13 protein-coding genes and 5 pseudogenes are annotated in these 13,085 nt (G+C 56.6%); 11 read left to right on the forward strand and 7 right to left on the reverse strand.

Translation table 11 applies throughout. From position 1 onward, the window contains the following. Positions 1–2: 2 nt before the first annotated feature. From repC to repA, 3 genes are all read right to left on the reverse strand, one after another. Positions 3–1,241: a plasmid replication protein RepC gene (gene repC / locus OU993_RS20585; protein WP_268160609.1), complete on the reverse strand. Its 1,239-nt coding sequence runs from the start codon at positions 1,239–1,241 to the stop codon at positions 3–5. A gap of 152 nt (positions 1,242–1,393) precedes the next feature. Continuing rightward, on the reverse strand, positions 1,394–2,416 hold the full coding sequence (repB, locus tag OU993_RS20590) for a plasmid partitioning protein RepB (protein ID WP_268160611.1): 1,023 nt from the start codon (positions 2,414–2,416) through the stop codon (positions 1,394–1,396). A gap of 92 nt (positions 2,417–2,508) precedes the next feature. Then, on the reverse strand, positions 2,509–3,717 hold the full coding sequence (repA, locus tag OU993_RS20595; RefSeq protein WP_442793019.1) for a plasmid partitioning protein RepA: 1,209 nt from the start codon (positions 3,715–3,717) through the stop codon (positions 2,509–2,511). A 432-nt stretch (positions 3,718–4,149) separates the two neighbouring features. On the opposite strand from repA, the pseudogene OU993_RS20600 reads away from it, so the two are divergent. The 3 genes and pseudogenes from OU993_RS20600 to OU993_RS20610 form a co-directional block, all read left to right on the forward strand. Beyond that, positions 4,150–4,260 (forward strand): annotated as a pseudogene (locus tag OU993_RS20600) (acyl-homoserine-lactone synthase); the annotation flags it as partial. Between the two features lie 44 nt (positions 4,261–4,304). After that, positions 4,305–4,484, forward strand: a pseudogene (locus OU993_RS20605) (type IV secretory system conjugative DNA transfer family protein); the annotation flags it as partial. Between the two features lie 212 nt (positions 4,485–4,696). After that, positions 4,697–4,957 (forward strand): WGR domain-containing protein, encoded by a 261-nt coding sequence (locus OU993_RS20610; RefSeq protein ID WP_268160182.1) that lies wholly within the window; start codon positions 4,697–4,699, stop codon positions 4,955–4,957. Positions 4,958–5,043: 86 nt separating this feature from the next. Here OU993_RS20610 and OU993_RS20615 read toward each other — a convergent pair. Continuing rightward, positions 5,044–5,229: pseudogene (locus OU993_RS20615) on the reverse strand (hypothetical protein); the annotation flags it as partial. Between the two features lie 825 nt (positions 5,230–6,054). Between OU993_RS20615 and istA the strand changes: the two are divergent. The 4 genes from istA to OU993_RS20635 are packed head-to-tail and all read left to right on the forward strand — an operon-like array spanning position 6,055 to position 8,515. Beyond that, on the forward strand, positions 6,055–6,903 hold the full coding sequence (gene istA / locus OU993_RS20620) for an IS21 family transposase (protein WP_268160613.1): 849 nt from the start codon (positions 6,055–6,057) through the stop codon (positions 6,901–6,903). A gap of 22 nt (positions 6,904–6,925) precedes the next feature. Further along, positions 6,926–7,555, forward strand: a complete 630-nt coding sequence (locus OU993_RS20625; protein WP_268159760.1) for a Mu transposase domain-containing protein — start codon at positions 6,926–6,928, stop codon at positions 7,553–7,555. Further along, the gene (gene istB / locus OU993_RS20630) at positions 7,548–8,321 is read left to right on the forward strand and encodes an IS21-like element helper ATPase IstB (RefSeq protein WP_268154921.1); all 774 of its coding nucleotides are present in this window, start codon (positions 7,548–7,550) and stop codon (positions 8,319–8,321) included. The genes OU993_RS20625 and istB overlap by 8 nt, the downstream gene beginning before the upstream one ends. Continuing rightward, positions 8,318–8,515 carry a hypothetical protein gene (locus tag OU993_RS20635; RefSeq protein WP_268155107.1) on the forward strand — a complete coding sequence of 66 codons (198 nt, stop codon included), beginning with the start codon at positions 8,318–8,320 and terminating at the stop codon, positions 8,513–8,515. Before istB ends, OU993_RS20635 begins: the two co-directional genes overlap by 4 nt. Before the next feature lie 65 nt (positions 8,516–8,580). Here the strand turns inward: OU993_RS20635 and OU993_RS20640 are convergent. After that, positions 8,581–8,835, reverse strand: a pseudogene (locus OU993_RS20640) (transposase); the annotation flags it as partial. On the opposite strand from OU993_RS20640, the pseudogene OU993_RS20645 reads away from it, so the two are divergent. After that, positions 8,835–9,017 (forward strand): annotated as a pseudogene (locus tag OU993_RS20645) (IS6 family transposase); the annotation flags it as partial. The pseudogenes OU993_RS20640 and OU993_RS20645 sit on opposite strands and share 1 nt — an antisense overlap. A gap of 107 nt (positions 9,018–9,124) precedes the next feature. On the opposite strand, the gene OU993_RS20650 reads toward OU993_RS20645, so the two are convergent. After that, positions 9,125–9,781: a TetR/AcrR family transcriptional regulator gene (locus OU993_RS20650; protein WP_268160615.1), complete on the reverse strand. Its 657-nt coding sequence runs from the start codon at positions 9,779–9,781 to the stop codon at positions 9,125–9,127. A 281-nt stretch (positions 9,782–10,062) separates the two neighbouring features. Between OU993_RS20650 and OU993_RS20655 the strand changes: the two genes are divergently transcribed. Both OU993_RS20655 and OU993_RS20660 read left to right on the forward strand, forming a co-directional pair. After that, positions 10,063–11,046, forward strand: coding sequence for a helix-turn-helix domain-containing protein (locus tag OU993_RS20655; protein WP_268160617.1), 984 nt, complete (start codon positions 10,063–10,065; stop codon positions 11,044–11,046). A 450-nt stretch (positions 11,047–11,496) separates the two neighbouring features. Further along, the gene (locus OU993_RS20660; protein WP_268160626.1) at positions 11,497–12,477 is read left to right on the forward strand and encodes a PAS domain-containing protein; all 981 of its coding nucleotides are present in this window, start codon (positions 11,497–11,499) and stop codon (positions 12,475–12,477) included. Positions 12,478–12,488: 11 nt separating this feature from the next. On the opposite strand, the gene OU993_RS20665 is transcribed toward OU993_RS20660, so the two are convergent. After that, the gene (locus OU993_RS20665; protein ID WP_268160620.1) at positions 12,489–12,830 is read right to left on the reverse strand and encodes a GGDEF domain-containing protein; all 342 of its coding nucleotides are present in this window, start codon (positions 12,828–12,830) and stop codon (positions 12,489–12,491) included. A 12-nt stretch (positions 12,831–12,842) separates the two neighbouring features. Between OU993_RS20665 and OU993_RS20670 the strand changes: the two genes are divergently transcribed. Continuing rightward, on the forward strand, positions 12,843–13,085 hold a 243-nt coding region (locus OU993_RS20670; protein ID WP_268160622.1), incomplete at its 3' end, for a hypothetical protein.

Raw genomic sequence — 13,085 nt, forward strand, 5'->3', positions numbered from 1 at the left:
CATCACCCCGTTTTCCGATCGCCGTTCGCATTGGCACGCATCAGTGACATTAGCATCGGTCCCAGCCCGAACTCCCCTGCCCGCGCTCGGCGCGTGAGATCGCGGAGATATCCACCTGCCGAGTTGATATGCCCTGCCCTCTCCAAGATTGCAGCCATGGCAACCGCGGCGTTCTCCGGCCCCATCACCTCGCAAGCCTCCTGGTAAGCCGACGGGCTAACACCAAGCATTGATCGTACCACCACCGCGGCGCCCATCAGCTCGCGCCAATGGGAGATCGTGCCGCCGGGCCCGTAGTCCGAAATCTGCGGGCAAGCTTTCAGGACCATCGACAGCGGGAACGCCTTCATCTGTTCCGGCTTTGCCAACGGCTGAGCAACCGCTTTGGGTGCTAATTCCAGCTCGACGGCTCCGCCCTGCTCTTTTCCAGAGCTAGGTTCAAGTTCACGGATGGATTCGGGTTTTGAATTCTGTATGTGGCAGCCATTTTGAACAGCATTGCCGTCCATATTTTGAGAATCTAACTGATTTTCCAGAAGGTTAAGGACTTCGGTGCGCACAAGCTGCAGCTCGTCGAGGATTGCCTCCACCTGGTGACGGTCAGGGTTGCGGGGAAGTCGGCTGACAATGCCGACATACATGTCTTCGATGGCTTCCCAGTCGCCGTCAGCACCCTCCTCCATGGCGGCGGAAATTAGCTTGCGCACATCACGCCGGCAGATAGTCAGTGCCTCTTTGGCTCGCCTGAACTGCAAACGTTCGGCAGCGACTTCCTGTGCCAGGATTGCAAGTTCCGCAGCACGAGCCAAAAGTGGAGAAAGATCGAACCCGAAAGCTTGCTCGATATCGCCCCCCTTGTCCCGGTGAGCGTAGCGCTTCCCGTTCGGACTATCCTTGCGCTGGATGAGCCCGGCTTCGACCAGGGCAGCCAGATGTCGCCGCAGGGTCGTCCCAGCGATGCCGTGCGCTCTGACAGACAGCTGAGCATTGGATGGAAAGACCACCAATCCACTATCGGAGTTGAGCTCGCTTTCCGGATAAAACGTCAGCAGTGCGTCCAGCACAGTCAGCGCCCTGTCCTGGAGGCCGAGGCGTTCACGGGCCTCACAGGCGTCGCGAAACACTTTCCATTTTTCTACCGGGCGGCTTGGTTTCGTCTCGGACGTCTGGAGCTGCCTCTTTACAAGAGCAAGCATAGCCGGCCGCCGCCCAAAGGGCGTCGTCACATTTCCCGTCTGCATATTCCTTCACCTTTCTTGAGGCAAAAGAAATCCGCCCACCGAAACGATGCCAAAGACTCTTGACTAGGATTCATGAAAATGCGATTCTCAGGCTGCTTAGACCAATGAGAGAGGCTTCCATGACGGCAACGTTTGGGGGCCTTTTTCTTTTGCTATTTCCCTTCACTCTCTTTACTCGAAGATTGAGCGTGGCTTTTGAAACTCGAATAGAGATCCGGAAGCTGCTGCATCACGAATGATGCGAAGGCCTCATCACGAGCTCGATCGATCTGAATTTTGCAAGATTTGCCAGAAACCGCCAGTCTTGCGATTTCAGTGCCATCGGACAGTTTCGCGACCAATGCGTGATTTGGCGATGCCGGGCTGGCCTCATTTTTTGCCTTCGCAGCACGAAGGACGACCGCGAATCGCTCATCGCTGTCCTTATGCCGAAAAGTGGCGTGCTCGGTGGCTTTCCGGATTTTTGTTTCCGCACCTGTTTCCTTCAATAGTTCGGCCAGCTCCTGCCATCTTGGACGACCAATCTTTGGAGCTCGACCGATCGCAGTGACTATCCACTGAGGAACGGCCCGGGCCACCGTTACAAGTTTCGAGGCTTCCTGGCGGTCCACCGAGAGTGCTGTTTGAATTAGAGCCCGTTGGAAACCTCCGTCTTCAAGCCTCAAAGCAAACGTTGCACGTTCGATGAATGTCAGATCTTCACGGGCTGAATTCTCGACGCCTTGCGCAACGATGAGCCGATCATCGTCTAGCTCCCGGACGTAGGCTCTAACTTTGAGACCAAGATCCGAGGCAGCTTTTACTCGCCGATGGCCATAGGCAATCTGATAACGACCGGGAGAGGTTGGATGAACTCGAACAAGGATCGGGATTTCCTGACCATGCTCCTGAAAAGACGTTTTCAGCGCCTCGACAGCTGCTAGATCCTGGTCAGCGAATCTGTCTGCGAAAGGGGAGGGGTCGAGCAATTCGGTATCAAGCTCGACAGGAACCGCGCCGCTTGAAACCTGACGCTTCAGCTCTTCGTAGTCCCTTTCGACCTCGGAGAATGTATCCTTCAATGAGCGAACCGCTCCGGATGCGACCCGCTCAACAGGAGGCCTGACACCCTCTGCGGACGCGGAGCCGGATTCTGCTGCGAAAAGAGATCGGATCGATTGTGTGCGTTTACTCATCTTATCCTCTCGGGGCCATCAATCCAGACGCCGTCCTCTGTAGTCAGCTGACAACAGCTTAAGCCATTGAAAAATAATGAGCCGAACTAGATTCACCGCTGCCATACCTGGTTCAGGAGCCCAACGACTTCTTCGTTTACTGCGTTGATTGACTCCATGGCTCGATCATAAGTGGACCGCCCAACTGCACCTCTAGTCAGCTCGTAGAGCGACTGCTTTGTAAGCCCAGCATTGGCAATTGCAGTCGACTTCCATGCGGTCGCAGACATCACGTCGGCACCAAATACGTCTCGCATCAAACCAACAATTTCTTGCTCTGGAACGTCGCGAGGATCATGCCGCGTGACCAGGAAGCGAAGGAAGTCGTAGTCTAGGCGACCACCGGCTTCCTCGATCACGGAGACCAGATCGGAGGTCATCAACAAGAACTGACTCATGGAGGCGACATCAACCATCTGGGGATGCACGGTGACGATCATGCCAGTGGCGGCATTCAAGGCGCCCATGGTAAGGAAACCCAATTGCGGTGGGCAATCGACGACGACAACGTCAAAGTCGTCCTCCACCTGAGCGATAGCCCCTGCCACGCGACGGAAGAAGAGATCCTCCGCTTTCCCCCTATTCTGCAGCATGAATCTTGGAGTCTGATGCTCGAACTCCATGAGTTCCAGGTTACCGGGCACAATGCTAATCCCTGTGAAATAGGTCGGACGGACCACGTCCTTCATCAGTACTCGTTCTTCATCGTACCGGATGGCACCGTACAAGGTGGTGTTCTCGGCGACGTCAAACTCTGGCTGATAACCAAACATCGCTGAGAGGGATGCCTGCGGATCCAAGTCGATCGCGAGAACCCGGTAACCCTGAAGAGCGAGCCCCTGTGCGAGATAGACAGAAGTAGTCGTTTTGGCCGACCCTCCCTTGAAGTTTGCGACCGTGATCACCTGCAACTTTTCACCGCTGCGCCGCTGCGGGAAGAATCTTGCAGCTTCCTTCGGCCTGGCGGTCGCTAGATATCGCCTGAGTTCATTGATCTGTTCAAGAGTGTACGATCGGCGCCCGCTGTTACCCAAATCCGGTGTTGGTCCCAATCCATCAATCGAGAGCTGTCGAAGATAGCCGTCAGACACGCCAACAATCTCTGCGACTTCCCCGGAGGTAAATGATCGCAGGGACTTCTGTGCCGTTGGTGGGAATGCGCGCTCTCCTACAGCTCGGAGCCTCGCTGAAAGCGCTTCAGCGCGCTGAGTAATGTTGGCTGAAGTTGATGGTTTTCCGATGTTGCGATCGATCACGTTCACTTTTGCCTCTATCCTCAGACGGTTTTTTAGCGTCAGACGCGCTATTTCCGTCTCAAGGATAAGTCACGATTCCCGTTGGTCTGCAAGAGAAATAGGGTTAACAAAACCTTAACAGCTCAGGAAGGAGCTCACACGCATGTCGTCAGGCTCGGCCATTACGCTTTGCGAGCAATACCTTAGCGGATTTCGCGACTTCGCGGTCAAAGCGTCTTACTAACACTTTTGTTAGTCACCGAGGCATCCCGCCGAACCCGAAACGTTAGACTCGCAGCCGACTGAGCTAGAATCAGCAGCTGACACTTTTGGCAGTAGATCGAAGCTGGATGCCCCGGCAAAGCTCCTCGCACCACCAAAGCAGGGGAGATTTGCCCGATGCGCATCGTCGCCATCAAGAACCCGAAAAGCGAAGCTGAACAGCGCCTCATTCACGACATGCACCGTCTCCGCGCTCGCATTTTCCGCAGCAGACTGGCCTGGAACGCCCGCTGCACATCCGGCCTCGAGGTAGACAGCTTCGATAAGTTAAAGCCGACGTACATCCTTTGCATTGGCCGTTCCGATGCTGTGATTGGCTGCGCGCGGCTCCTGAGGTGCTGCGAATGCGAGCCGATGAGCAGATCATCTTTACCGCAGGCAATCCGCCGCTTAGATGCGGTCGCGCCATCTGGTTCCGGCGCAACGACATGAAAAACTGCGTCGGGCAAAACCGGTTTCATCAACCGGCTGCTCGATCGGGTCATCTCTTGAGTAAGGATCAGCCGGAGTAGCCAATGTGCGATCCGATCCATGACGAGAGGATCGCCACTGGAATCGGCGCAGTCCGCTTGTAGGCTTGGTACGCGCTGGGAATAGAGCGGTGCGCCGAAGGTGGACCGCTCGACCTGATCGATACCGATTCTTCACCGAACTGAATCGATCCGGCACAATCGATTCATAAATCTCGTTGGACGCAGGGCGCGCTTCACGCGATTCTTAGCGCATGATCGCCCAACCCTATCACCTCTATGTCGAACGCAAGGATGCCAGTAAGAACCTGGCCCGCTTCTACGCGTTGTCGATCGAGCCGAACCTGTTCGGAGAGGCATGCCTGACGCGGCGATGGGGACGGATTGGGACGAACGGTCAGGTGAAAACTCATCAGTTCGAAAAGGAACAGGACGCGGTTGATCTCTTCCTTGATCTTCTGAGGCAAAAACGCCGCCGGGGATATCGGGCAATTGGCTCTGTCGCTTCGAAGTAAACACCCGACGATACCGCCGCTGGCAAAAGAGAATGTGAGGGCGGACCTTGGTCTTCTCGAACGGAGACCCTGCTGTCCACACTCCGCTATCTCGATCGGCTAACTTCCGCAAAGGACTTTCGACGGGCAATAAATTCGCGCAGAAGCGGCAAAAAGAATGCCTTGCTGAAGTGACCAAGCGGAGGCTCAGGCTCCAAATAGAATGACCGGCCTATGATATCGCTGTTGAACTCATCCAGGATGAGCCACAGCGGAAGATCTGCATCAAGACCTGTCGGTGGCTGTTGAGAACCGCGCATATTTGGTGCCGAGACGGGATTACGGCGAATCTGGACGCGGCGGACAGGGCCCTGAGATTATTGCAAAGGTTTTGATGGGGGAGATGAGCGCGGGATGTGGCGTCAGGAGCCCGGAGGGCGACTGAGGCACATCCCGCGCTGCGTCCGTCAATGATAGACTGGCGGAGCGCCGCAAACAGACATCGACCAAAGCTACCAGGCCAATTCGATGTCCAATCCCTCAGGCATCTGTGAGATGACGTGGCTGTCATCACGCAGGACTGCCGACTGGTTCACGGTGAGCGTCATTATAATGGTATTGGCGCATTCCGTCGAGCTTCTCCGATCAATCCCGACGGCGCTTCGAAAGGTGCGCCGCCGCGATGCAAACTGCTCGTTTCTTCCTCTGCGGGCGGTGTCGCGCGCAGGTTCTGCTTTGCCGCCATTGCGATCGGGGTCAGCGCTATTGCGGTTCTGCCTGCGCCCATGCGGCGCGCCGTGACAGCCTGCGGGCAGCCGGACGGCGCTACCAGAGCACCCGGCCGGGGCGCTTTGCCCATGCCGATCGCTCCCGCCGATATCGGCAGGCTCGCAAAAACGTGACGCATCACTCTCCACCCGTCGTTCCAGAGGGTTCACGACTGAAGGCGTCCACAAACGGCGGCATCGTTGCACCGGGCGATGGCACCGCTGGCGTGGTGTCATCGATCGAGCCGTGGTGCCGGCGCTGCGGCAGCTCTGTGCCGCTGTTCTTTCGCCGCGGCTTCGTGCGTCGCCGGGGGACACACGTGCGTCCATTCGACCATGGAGATCGAACCGATGACCATATCTGCCGAGAAGGAAGCGATGATCCTGCGCCTGTACCACGTTGAGAAGTGGCGCTGCGGCACGATCGCCAAGCAATTGCATTGCCATCACACCACCGTCTTCAGGGTCCTGAAGGACGCGGGCTTGCCTCGACACAGGCCGGTGATCCGCCCCGCCGAGATCGACCTGTACCTGCCGTTTATCCAGCAGACGCTGACCAAATATCCTGACCTGACGTCCAGCCGCCTTTACGGGATGGTGCAGGAGCGCGGCTATAAGGGATCGCCCGACCACTTCCGGCACATGGTGGCGCTGCACCGACCACGGAAGGCGGCGGAAGCTTATCTACGACTACGCACCCTGCCGGGTGAGCAGGGCCAGGTCGACTGGGGTCATTTTGGCCACATCGAGATCGGCAGGGCCCGCCGCCCGCTGATGGCCTTCGTCATGGTGCTATCCTACTCGCGCGACATCTATCTGCGCTTCTTCCTTGATGCCCGCATGGAAAACTTCCTGCGCGGCCATGTCGGCGCATTCAACGACTGGAACAGCCTTCCCAGAGTGCTGCTCTACGACAATCTGAAGTCCGCCGTCCTTGAACGGCAGGGCGATGCCATCCGCTTCCATCCGACATTGTTGGCCTTCGCGGCTCATTATCGCTTCGAACCCCGTCCTGTCGCGGTAGCACGGGGCAACGAGAAAGGCCGTGTCGAGCGCGCCATTCGCCACATCCGGGAAGCCTTCCTTCATCGCCCGCACCTTCAAGGACCTCGACGATCTCAATGCCCAGGCCGAACACTGGTGCCGGACCCAGGCTGCCGACAGGCCATGCCCGGAGGACCGGGCAATGACGGTGCGTGAGGCGTTCTCAAAAGAACAGCCCATGCTTCTGCCCTTGCCGGCCAATCCCTATCCCGTCGAGGAGCAGGTGGCCGTGAAGGTTGGCAAGACACCCTACGTGCGCTTCGATCTGAACGATTACTCGGTCCCTCATACGCATGTCCAACGAACACTCACCGTTCGCGCCGATCTCGTCCAGGTCAGGATATTCGACGCCGCCACGATGATCGCCAGCCACCGTCGCAGCTTCGATAGGGGCCAGCAGATCGAGGATCCTCAGCACCTGAAGGCACTCGTCGCCGTCAAGCGCGAGGCACGCCAGCATCGCGGCCTCAATAGCCTGACGCGGGCCGTGCCGGCTTGTCAGAAGCTGATGATGCATGCCGCAGAACGTGGCGCCAATATCGGCGCAATCACCAACGCCATGCTGACGTTGCTCGACCTCTACGGCGCCCAGGAACTCCAGGCGGCCGTCGAAGACGCTTTGCGCGCCGGCGCCTCGCATTCCAAGGCGGTTCGATCAGTGCTCGAACGCCGCCGGATTGCGCGGGGCGCTCCGCCCCCGGTCGAAACCAGGCTGCCCGAGCATGTCCGCAAGAAGGACACGACTGTCATTCCCCACAAGCTCGACCGTTACGATCAACTCACATTGAAAGGAAACGACGATGAATAAGATCGACACCCTGTTCAATCGCGCCAGACAATTGCGCCTTTATGGCCTGACGGCCCATTGGGACGAGATCGCCACACAGGACTGGGTGCCGACCGTGATCCGGTGGGAAGAAGACGAGCGCTCCGACCGCTCGCTGCTGCGACGCATGCGCACCGCCAGGCTCGGCCACTTCAAGCAAATGGCCGACTATGACTGGAAGTGGCCGCGCCGCATCGACCGCGCCACCGTCGAGGAACTGATGACGCTGGCATTCATGAAGGATGCCACCAACATCGTCTTCATCGGTCCGAACGGCGTCGGCAAATCGACGCTCGCCCTCAACATCGCCTACCAGGCACTCATCCGGGGCCATTCGGTCCTGTTCCGCACCGCCAGCGAAATGCTCGGCGAACTCGCCGCCATCGACAGCGATTCCCTGCTGCGCCGCAAGCTTCAGTACTATGCTTCCCATGACGTCCTGCTGATCGACGAGATCGGCTACCTATCCTATTCCAACCGCCATGCCGATCTGCTCTTCGAGCTCATCAGCCGCCGATACGAGAAACGCTCGACCATCGTCACCACCAATAAACCCTTTGCGCAATGGTCGGAGGTCTTTCCGAACGCCGCGTGCGTCGTCAGCCTGGTCGATCGTCTCGTCCACCACTGCGAAGTCGTCGCGATCGAAGGAGATTCCTATCGCTTCAAGGAAGCCAACGAGCGCTCCATAGCCCAGCGTCAGCAACGCGCCAGTCACCAATCCGGCGAAACAGAGCCCGCATCATGACCGAAAAGACGCACCACTCTTCAGGTCTCAAGCGTGGCCTGCCAATCCTCATCAGTGCCGAATGGACCCCCGAGCAGGCATGGGCCGTCTTCGAACTCCTCGATGATCTGCGCGACGCCATCTGGAACCATTACGCCCCTGACATCCAGCACATGGTCCAAAACCAACAAGCTTCCGACGATAATCAAGATTAGCAACACTGAAGGCGGCTTCTTCAGCCGCTTTCAAAGTTCTCAATCCTCGGCACCATTTATCCGCGCTTTTGGACAGCCGCCAACAGGGCCTTCTCGGCCATGCGGCGCGGTTCGAGAAAGCTCGGGAAATAGCTGCCTGTGCGCAACTTCGGAATGCGCAGCTCGACGGTGCCAGCCCGTGTCTCCCAGTCCCGATCGCGGTAGCCGTTGCGCTGGGCAAGACGGAAGCCGTTCTTCTCGCCATAGCCCGCGCCGGTCTTTGTACCGACCTCCAGCGCCATCAGCTTCTCGGCAGCAAAGCCGATCATCTCGCGCAGCAAAGCGGCGACATATGAAGCGCTTCAAGTCGGCGCGACAATGTCAGTGGTTTATCTCAACTCGCGGCCAGATCGCCAATCTGTTTCTGCTTCACCGGAAATTCCTGACCACCGCAGATCATCGCCAGCTTCGCGCCCACGCAATCAGCATCCGGCGGGAAATCGCTTTGTCGATTCGCGCCTGAATTTCAGGCCGAAGATACTAACGCGTCCAAAGCCCGGTTAAGGCGACGCCACCGTCGTGAAAAGCGAAAAACCTCATCACGGGTTCCCGCAGGGTGCGGACCTTTGCTCACCCTTGACGGGGCCGCAAGCCGTCGGCCAGCAATTTGAAGCAGCGACGAAGGTAGAGTGGCCGATCTGCGCCTCCAGGCCATTCAGGTGCGGTGGACATTTTCATGGAGGCTGCCCCGAACACCACGTCAAGGAGAAGTTTAGCAGTGGTCGGCGCATCCGGGACATTGAGTAGGCCACGTTGATCCTGACTCTCCAGCCATTGCGTCAGGAGATCGTTGGCACGCTCAGCCCCCTCCCGCATGAAGATGGGCCGGAGCTCGGGAAACTGGCGCATCTCGCTGACAAAGATTTCCATCAATGCCTGGCGCTCGCGTTCTGCATCGGCGTCGATGTCGATCAGGAAAATACGCGCCAGAGCTTCCTCGACGGGCAAGTCATCGAAGTTCCCGGGCAAAGCAATCATGCTGCGGCGATGCAAAGCGACGACAGCGGCGAACAGATCAATCTTGCCGGCATACAGCCGATAGACCGTTTGTAGCGACATGCGGGCCGTGGCGGCGACGTCGCTCATCGTCGTCCCGGCATAACCTCTTTGAGTGAAGAGAAGCGCTGCAGCGTGCAGGATCGCGTCGCTATTGCCCTCGTCGGACCGAAGTTTCGGGCGACCGCGCGGAGGGTGACCATTTGCGTTGAAATCAATATCAGACGTCATGGCAGGCTCATATTGCATGCTGACTAGATTGACAGAAACAGCGACCTGAAATTAAGTGTAATGGCAATTACTGTAAATATACCTTGGCTGGCGCACGCGGTGGTCCTGAAGGGTTCGTGTTCTCAACCGAATGACTCAACTCGGTCGTCCGGTCTTCGAGCCCAACGCATGAAATTCTACCTGGGCAGGGGCTGTTTCGTCAAGCCGCTGATCCATGCAGCGCGGCCGCGCCAGAGAAGGATCTTCACCAAGATTTTCTCTAAAATACCGGAGGTACGTTGATGACATCCATTTCAGGAAATCGGGTTAGGGTCCTGCCACCACCCGTTTTCGGCCTCCAGGCCATTTGCAAGAGTGAAGTCGAGAGACTGAACGATCTCCCTTATATAAGCATCCGCTTCAATCCTGTGGGAAAGGAACCCTTTCAACTGCAAGCAAACGTAGTAAGTGGGCGCGCGATCACACAATGGCGTACCGATGCTCTCTTTGGTTTCACCTCGAAACCGAAGAGCGTGCAGGACAGGATGACGATCCGATTCGTCACTTCTGGCACTAGCAAGAGGCGCAACCATAAGTCAGAATTTTTATGCGAGGCTGGACAGGCGACATGCGTCGCCTTCGAAGACATGGTCGAGCAGGAGGCCTCACCCAGTTTCCACGCTTTGGCAGCATGGGTAGATCGCGCAGCGCTAGTGGCCTGGCATACAGCCCTCGAAGGGACAGACGAGCAGCCGCTACCCCAATGGCAGCCGGTGGTGGATGTCGTGTCGGCTCCGATGCGCGCCTTCAGACATAACTTCGAGCTGGTCTACAACCGACTTCAATCTGGGCATGCCGATGATATGACCGTGAACCTCCTCGAAGAGCTCATCATGTATCAATTTCTAACCGCTTGGCCCCGAATGCCACATCAAGATAAGAAAGCAGTCGCAGTGCGACCATCATGGCAAGTCCGTCGCGCTATGGACTATATTGAAGCAAATCTTCACCGAAAAATTGCCCTGTCGGACGTTGCCGCCACCGCAAATTGCGGGGTTCGCTCACTGCAGCTTAGCTTTAGAAAAGAAGTGGGCAAGACACCCGTGCAATGGATGCTTGAGCGTCGTCTGCAAAAAGTCCGCGACGATCTGATATCCGAAAGCTGTCGTGGTGAAGATATAGCCTCAATTGCGCGGCGTTGGGGCTTTATCCACATGAGCGATTTCAGCCGTCGATATCGACATTTCTTCGGGCTCAGCCCCTCTCAGATGCGGGCTGACTCGTAGTCGTGAAAACCGCGAGGCGGGCAACAAAGCGTGGCAACCATAACAATCGAGCGCGACCTCCACATAACGGCGCCCAGATATCTCCCGTCTCACACACAAAACGAATTTCATGTAAAAATTGCGAATATATTTTTCATGCTGACATTTATAAAATCTAGGAAATACATTATCATAATTTTCACCAGCGTTAATTCTTGACTATAAATCGCATGTATAATTTCATTTAATAGATATACGTCCAAACGAGAAATTTTGATGTCTATCATTTCGAGTATTTTATTTTCAGTTCTATTGACAATTTTATATACGGGCCTTGAATAGAACTGACAATGAGCATCGATACGAATGAACTCTCCATCAAGCTCTGACAACGCTGAGACCTTCGCCGGCCAATATCGGTGGAAAAGGCGATCATTGCCTGGGGTTTCGTCGGCTCATCTGTTGAAGTTGGTGGAAGAGAAGGAGTGGACCGGCTTCTGGACATTGGACTTTGTGACAAACCAGCTGACTTTATCGGTTGGCCTCGATCGGCTGTTGGGAATCGAGACTGAACCGCCCTCATCCTGGGATGATCTGATAAGGATGGTCCACGTCGATGATCGGGGGGCAATTCAAGGTGTAGACGCAATCCTTCGCTCCGGGCATGCAATTGATGGAGAACTCCGTATTACTCGGCCCGACAACACCCTGCGCTGGTTGCAGTATAAGGCAGAGGTGATAATCGGCGCCGGAGGACAGCCTAGGCGTGCTGTTGGCTTGATGACGGATATCACAGTTCAGCACGCTGCCCGCAAGGCAGTGCAAGAAGGTTGGGCCCGCTATGAGGCCCTGGTTACAGCCTTTGGCTTGATTGAATTTACCGCATCAGCCGAGGGCGATATTGCCTTCGCCATAGGCTGGCAAGACTTAACGGGTCAGACTATGAAGGAGGCTGCCAACGGGGGGTGGCTTAATGCCCTTCATCCAGATGACCGGGAGGCAGCAAGCTCGAACTGGTCGCATAGCATAGTCAGCCTGAGTGCCTATGCCGTAGACTTCCGCGTGCGCTCGGCGAAGGGGCCTTACCTGATGTTAATGGCGCGCGCCACGCCATTGTTCAACCACGATGGAAGCATCAGGCAGTGGCTCGGCGCCCTTGTTGCAGCTCTCCCGGAGAAATCAGGCACACACGACAGCCGGGATACCAATGTGTTTACGATGAAGCCCGCGCATGTCAAAGCTGCGCGCGCTTTGCTCGGCTGGAGCATAGATGTTCTGGCTCACCACGCTGGAGTATCCATATCCTCTGTGCGTCGTCTCGAAGGCGAAGACGAAGGATCGGTTGGTACCCAAGTCAGAGAGCGCGTGCGAGCAGCCTTTGATGCCCAGGGCATATCATTCTCGGCTGGAGTAGATGGCATGATAACGCTCAGTTTCGCCAAGCCATCGTAACCAGTCCGGGATCACGGCATCGTCGGCATTTCGATGTATTGGACACGGTTTCTGCCTCCTAGCTTTGCTTGGTAGAGTGCATCGTCTGCGACCTTGATGGTCCGTTCCGGATACGGGGCGCAGAGAGTTATCTCAGCAACACCGATGCTGACTGTCACGGTAAGAGTTTGATTTCCAACCTCGAATGGGTTCTCCGACACATAGAGGCGAAAACGCTCCGCAAAAGCAACCGCATCTGACAATGTCACACCATTCAACAAAACGAGAAACTCCTCACCGCCCCAGCGACAGGCCAAATCATAGTCGCGCCGACCATGGGAGGAAAGGCGTCGTACAAACTCCTTTAAGATCATGACTCCACCATCATGTCCGAGCTTGTCATTGACCTACTTGAAATGATCGACATCCATGATCAGCACGGCGACATGCGGTTTTTGGCGCAGACACAGACCGATCAAATCGCCCGTACGATCATGCCGTCCATGTCGGTTCACCAAACCACCCAAGGGATCGATTTCCGCCAGTTTCTCGATCCGCAGTTGCACGAATTCAACGGATATGCCGGCTATTGCGGGCTGGAAACCCTGCTCAGCCGAAAGAACGACTTC

Origin of the sequence: Rhizobium sp. SL86 (assembly GCF_026672545.1) — a bacterium.
GTDB lineage: Bacteria > Pseudomonadota > Alphaproteobacteria > Rhizobiales > Rhizobiaceae > Neorhizobium.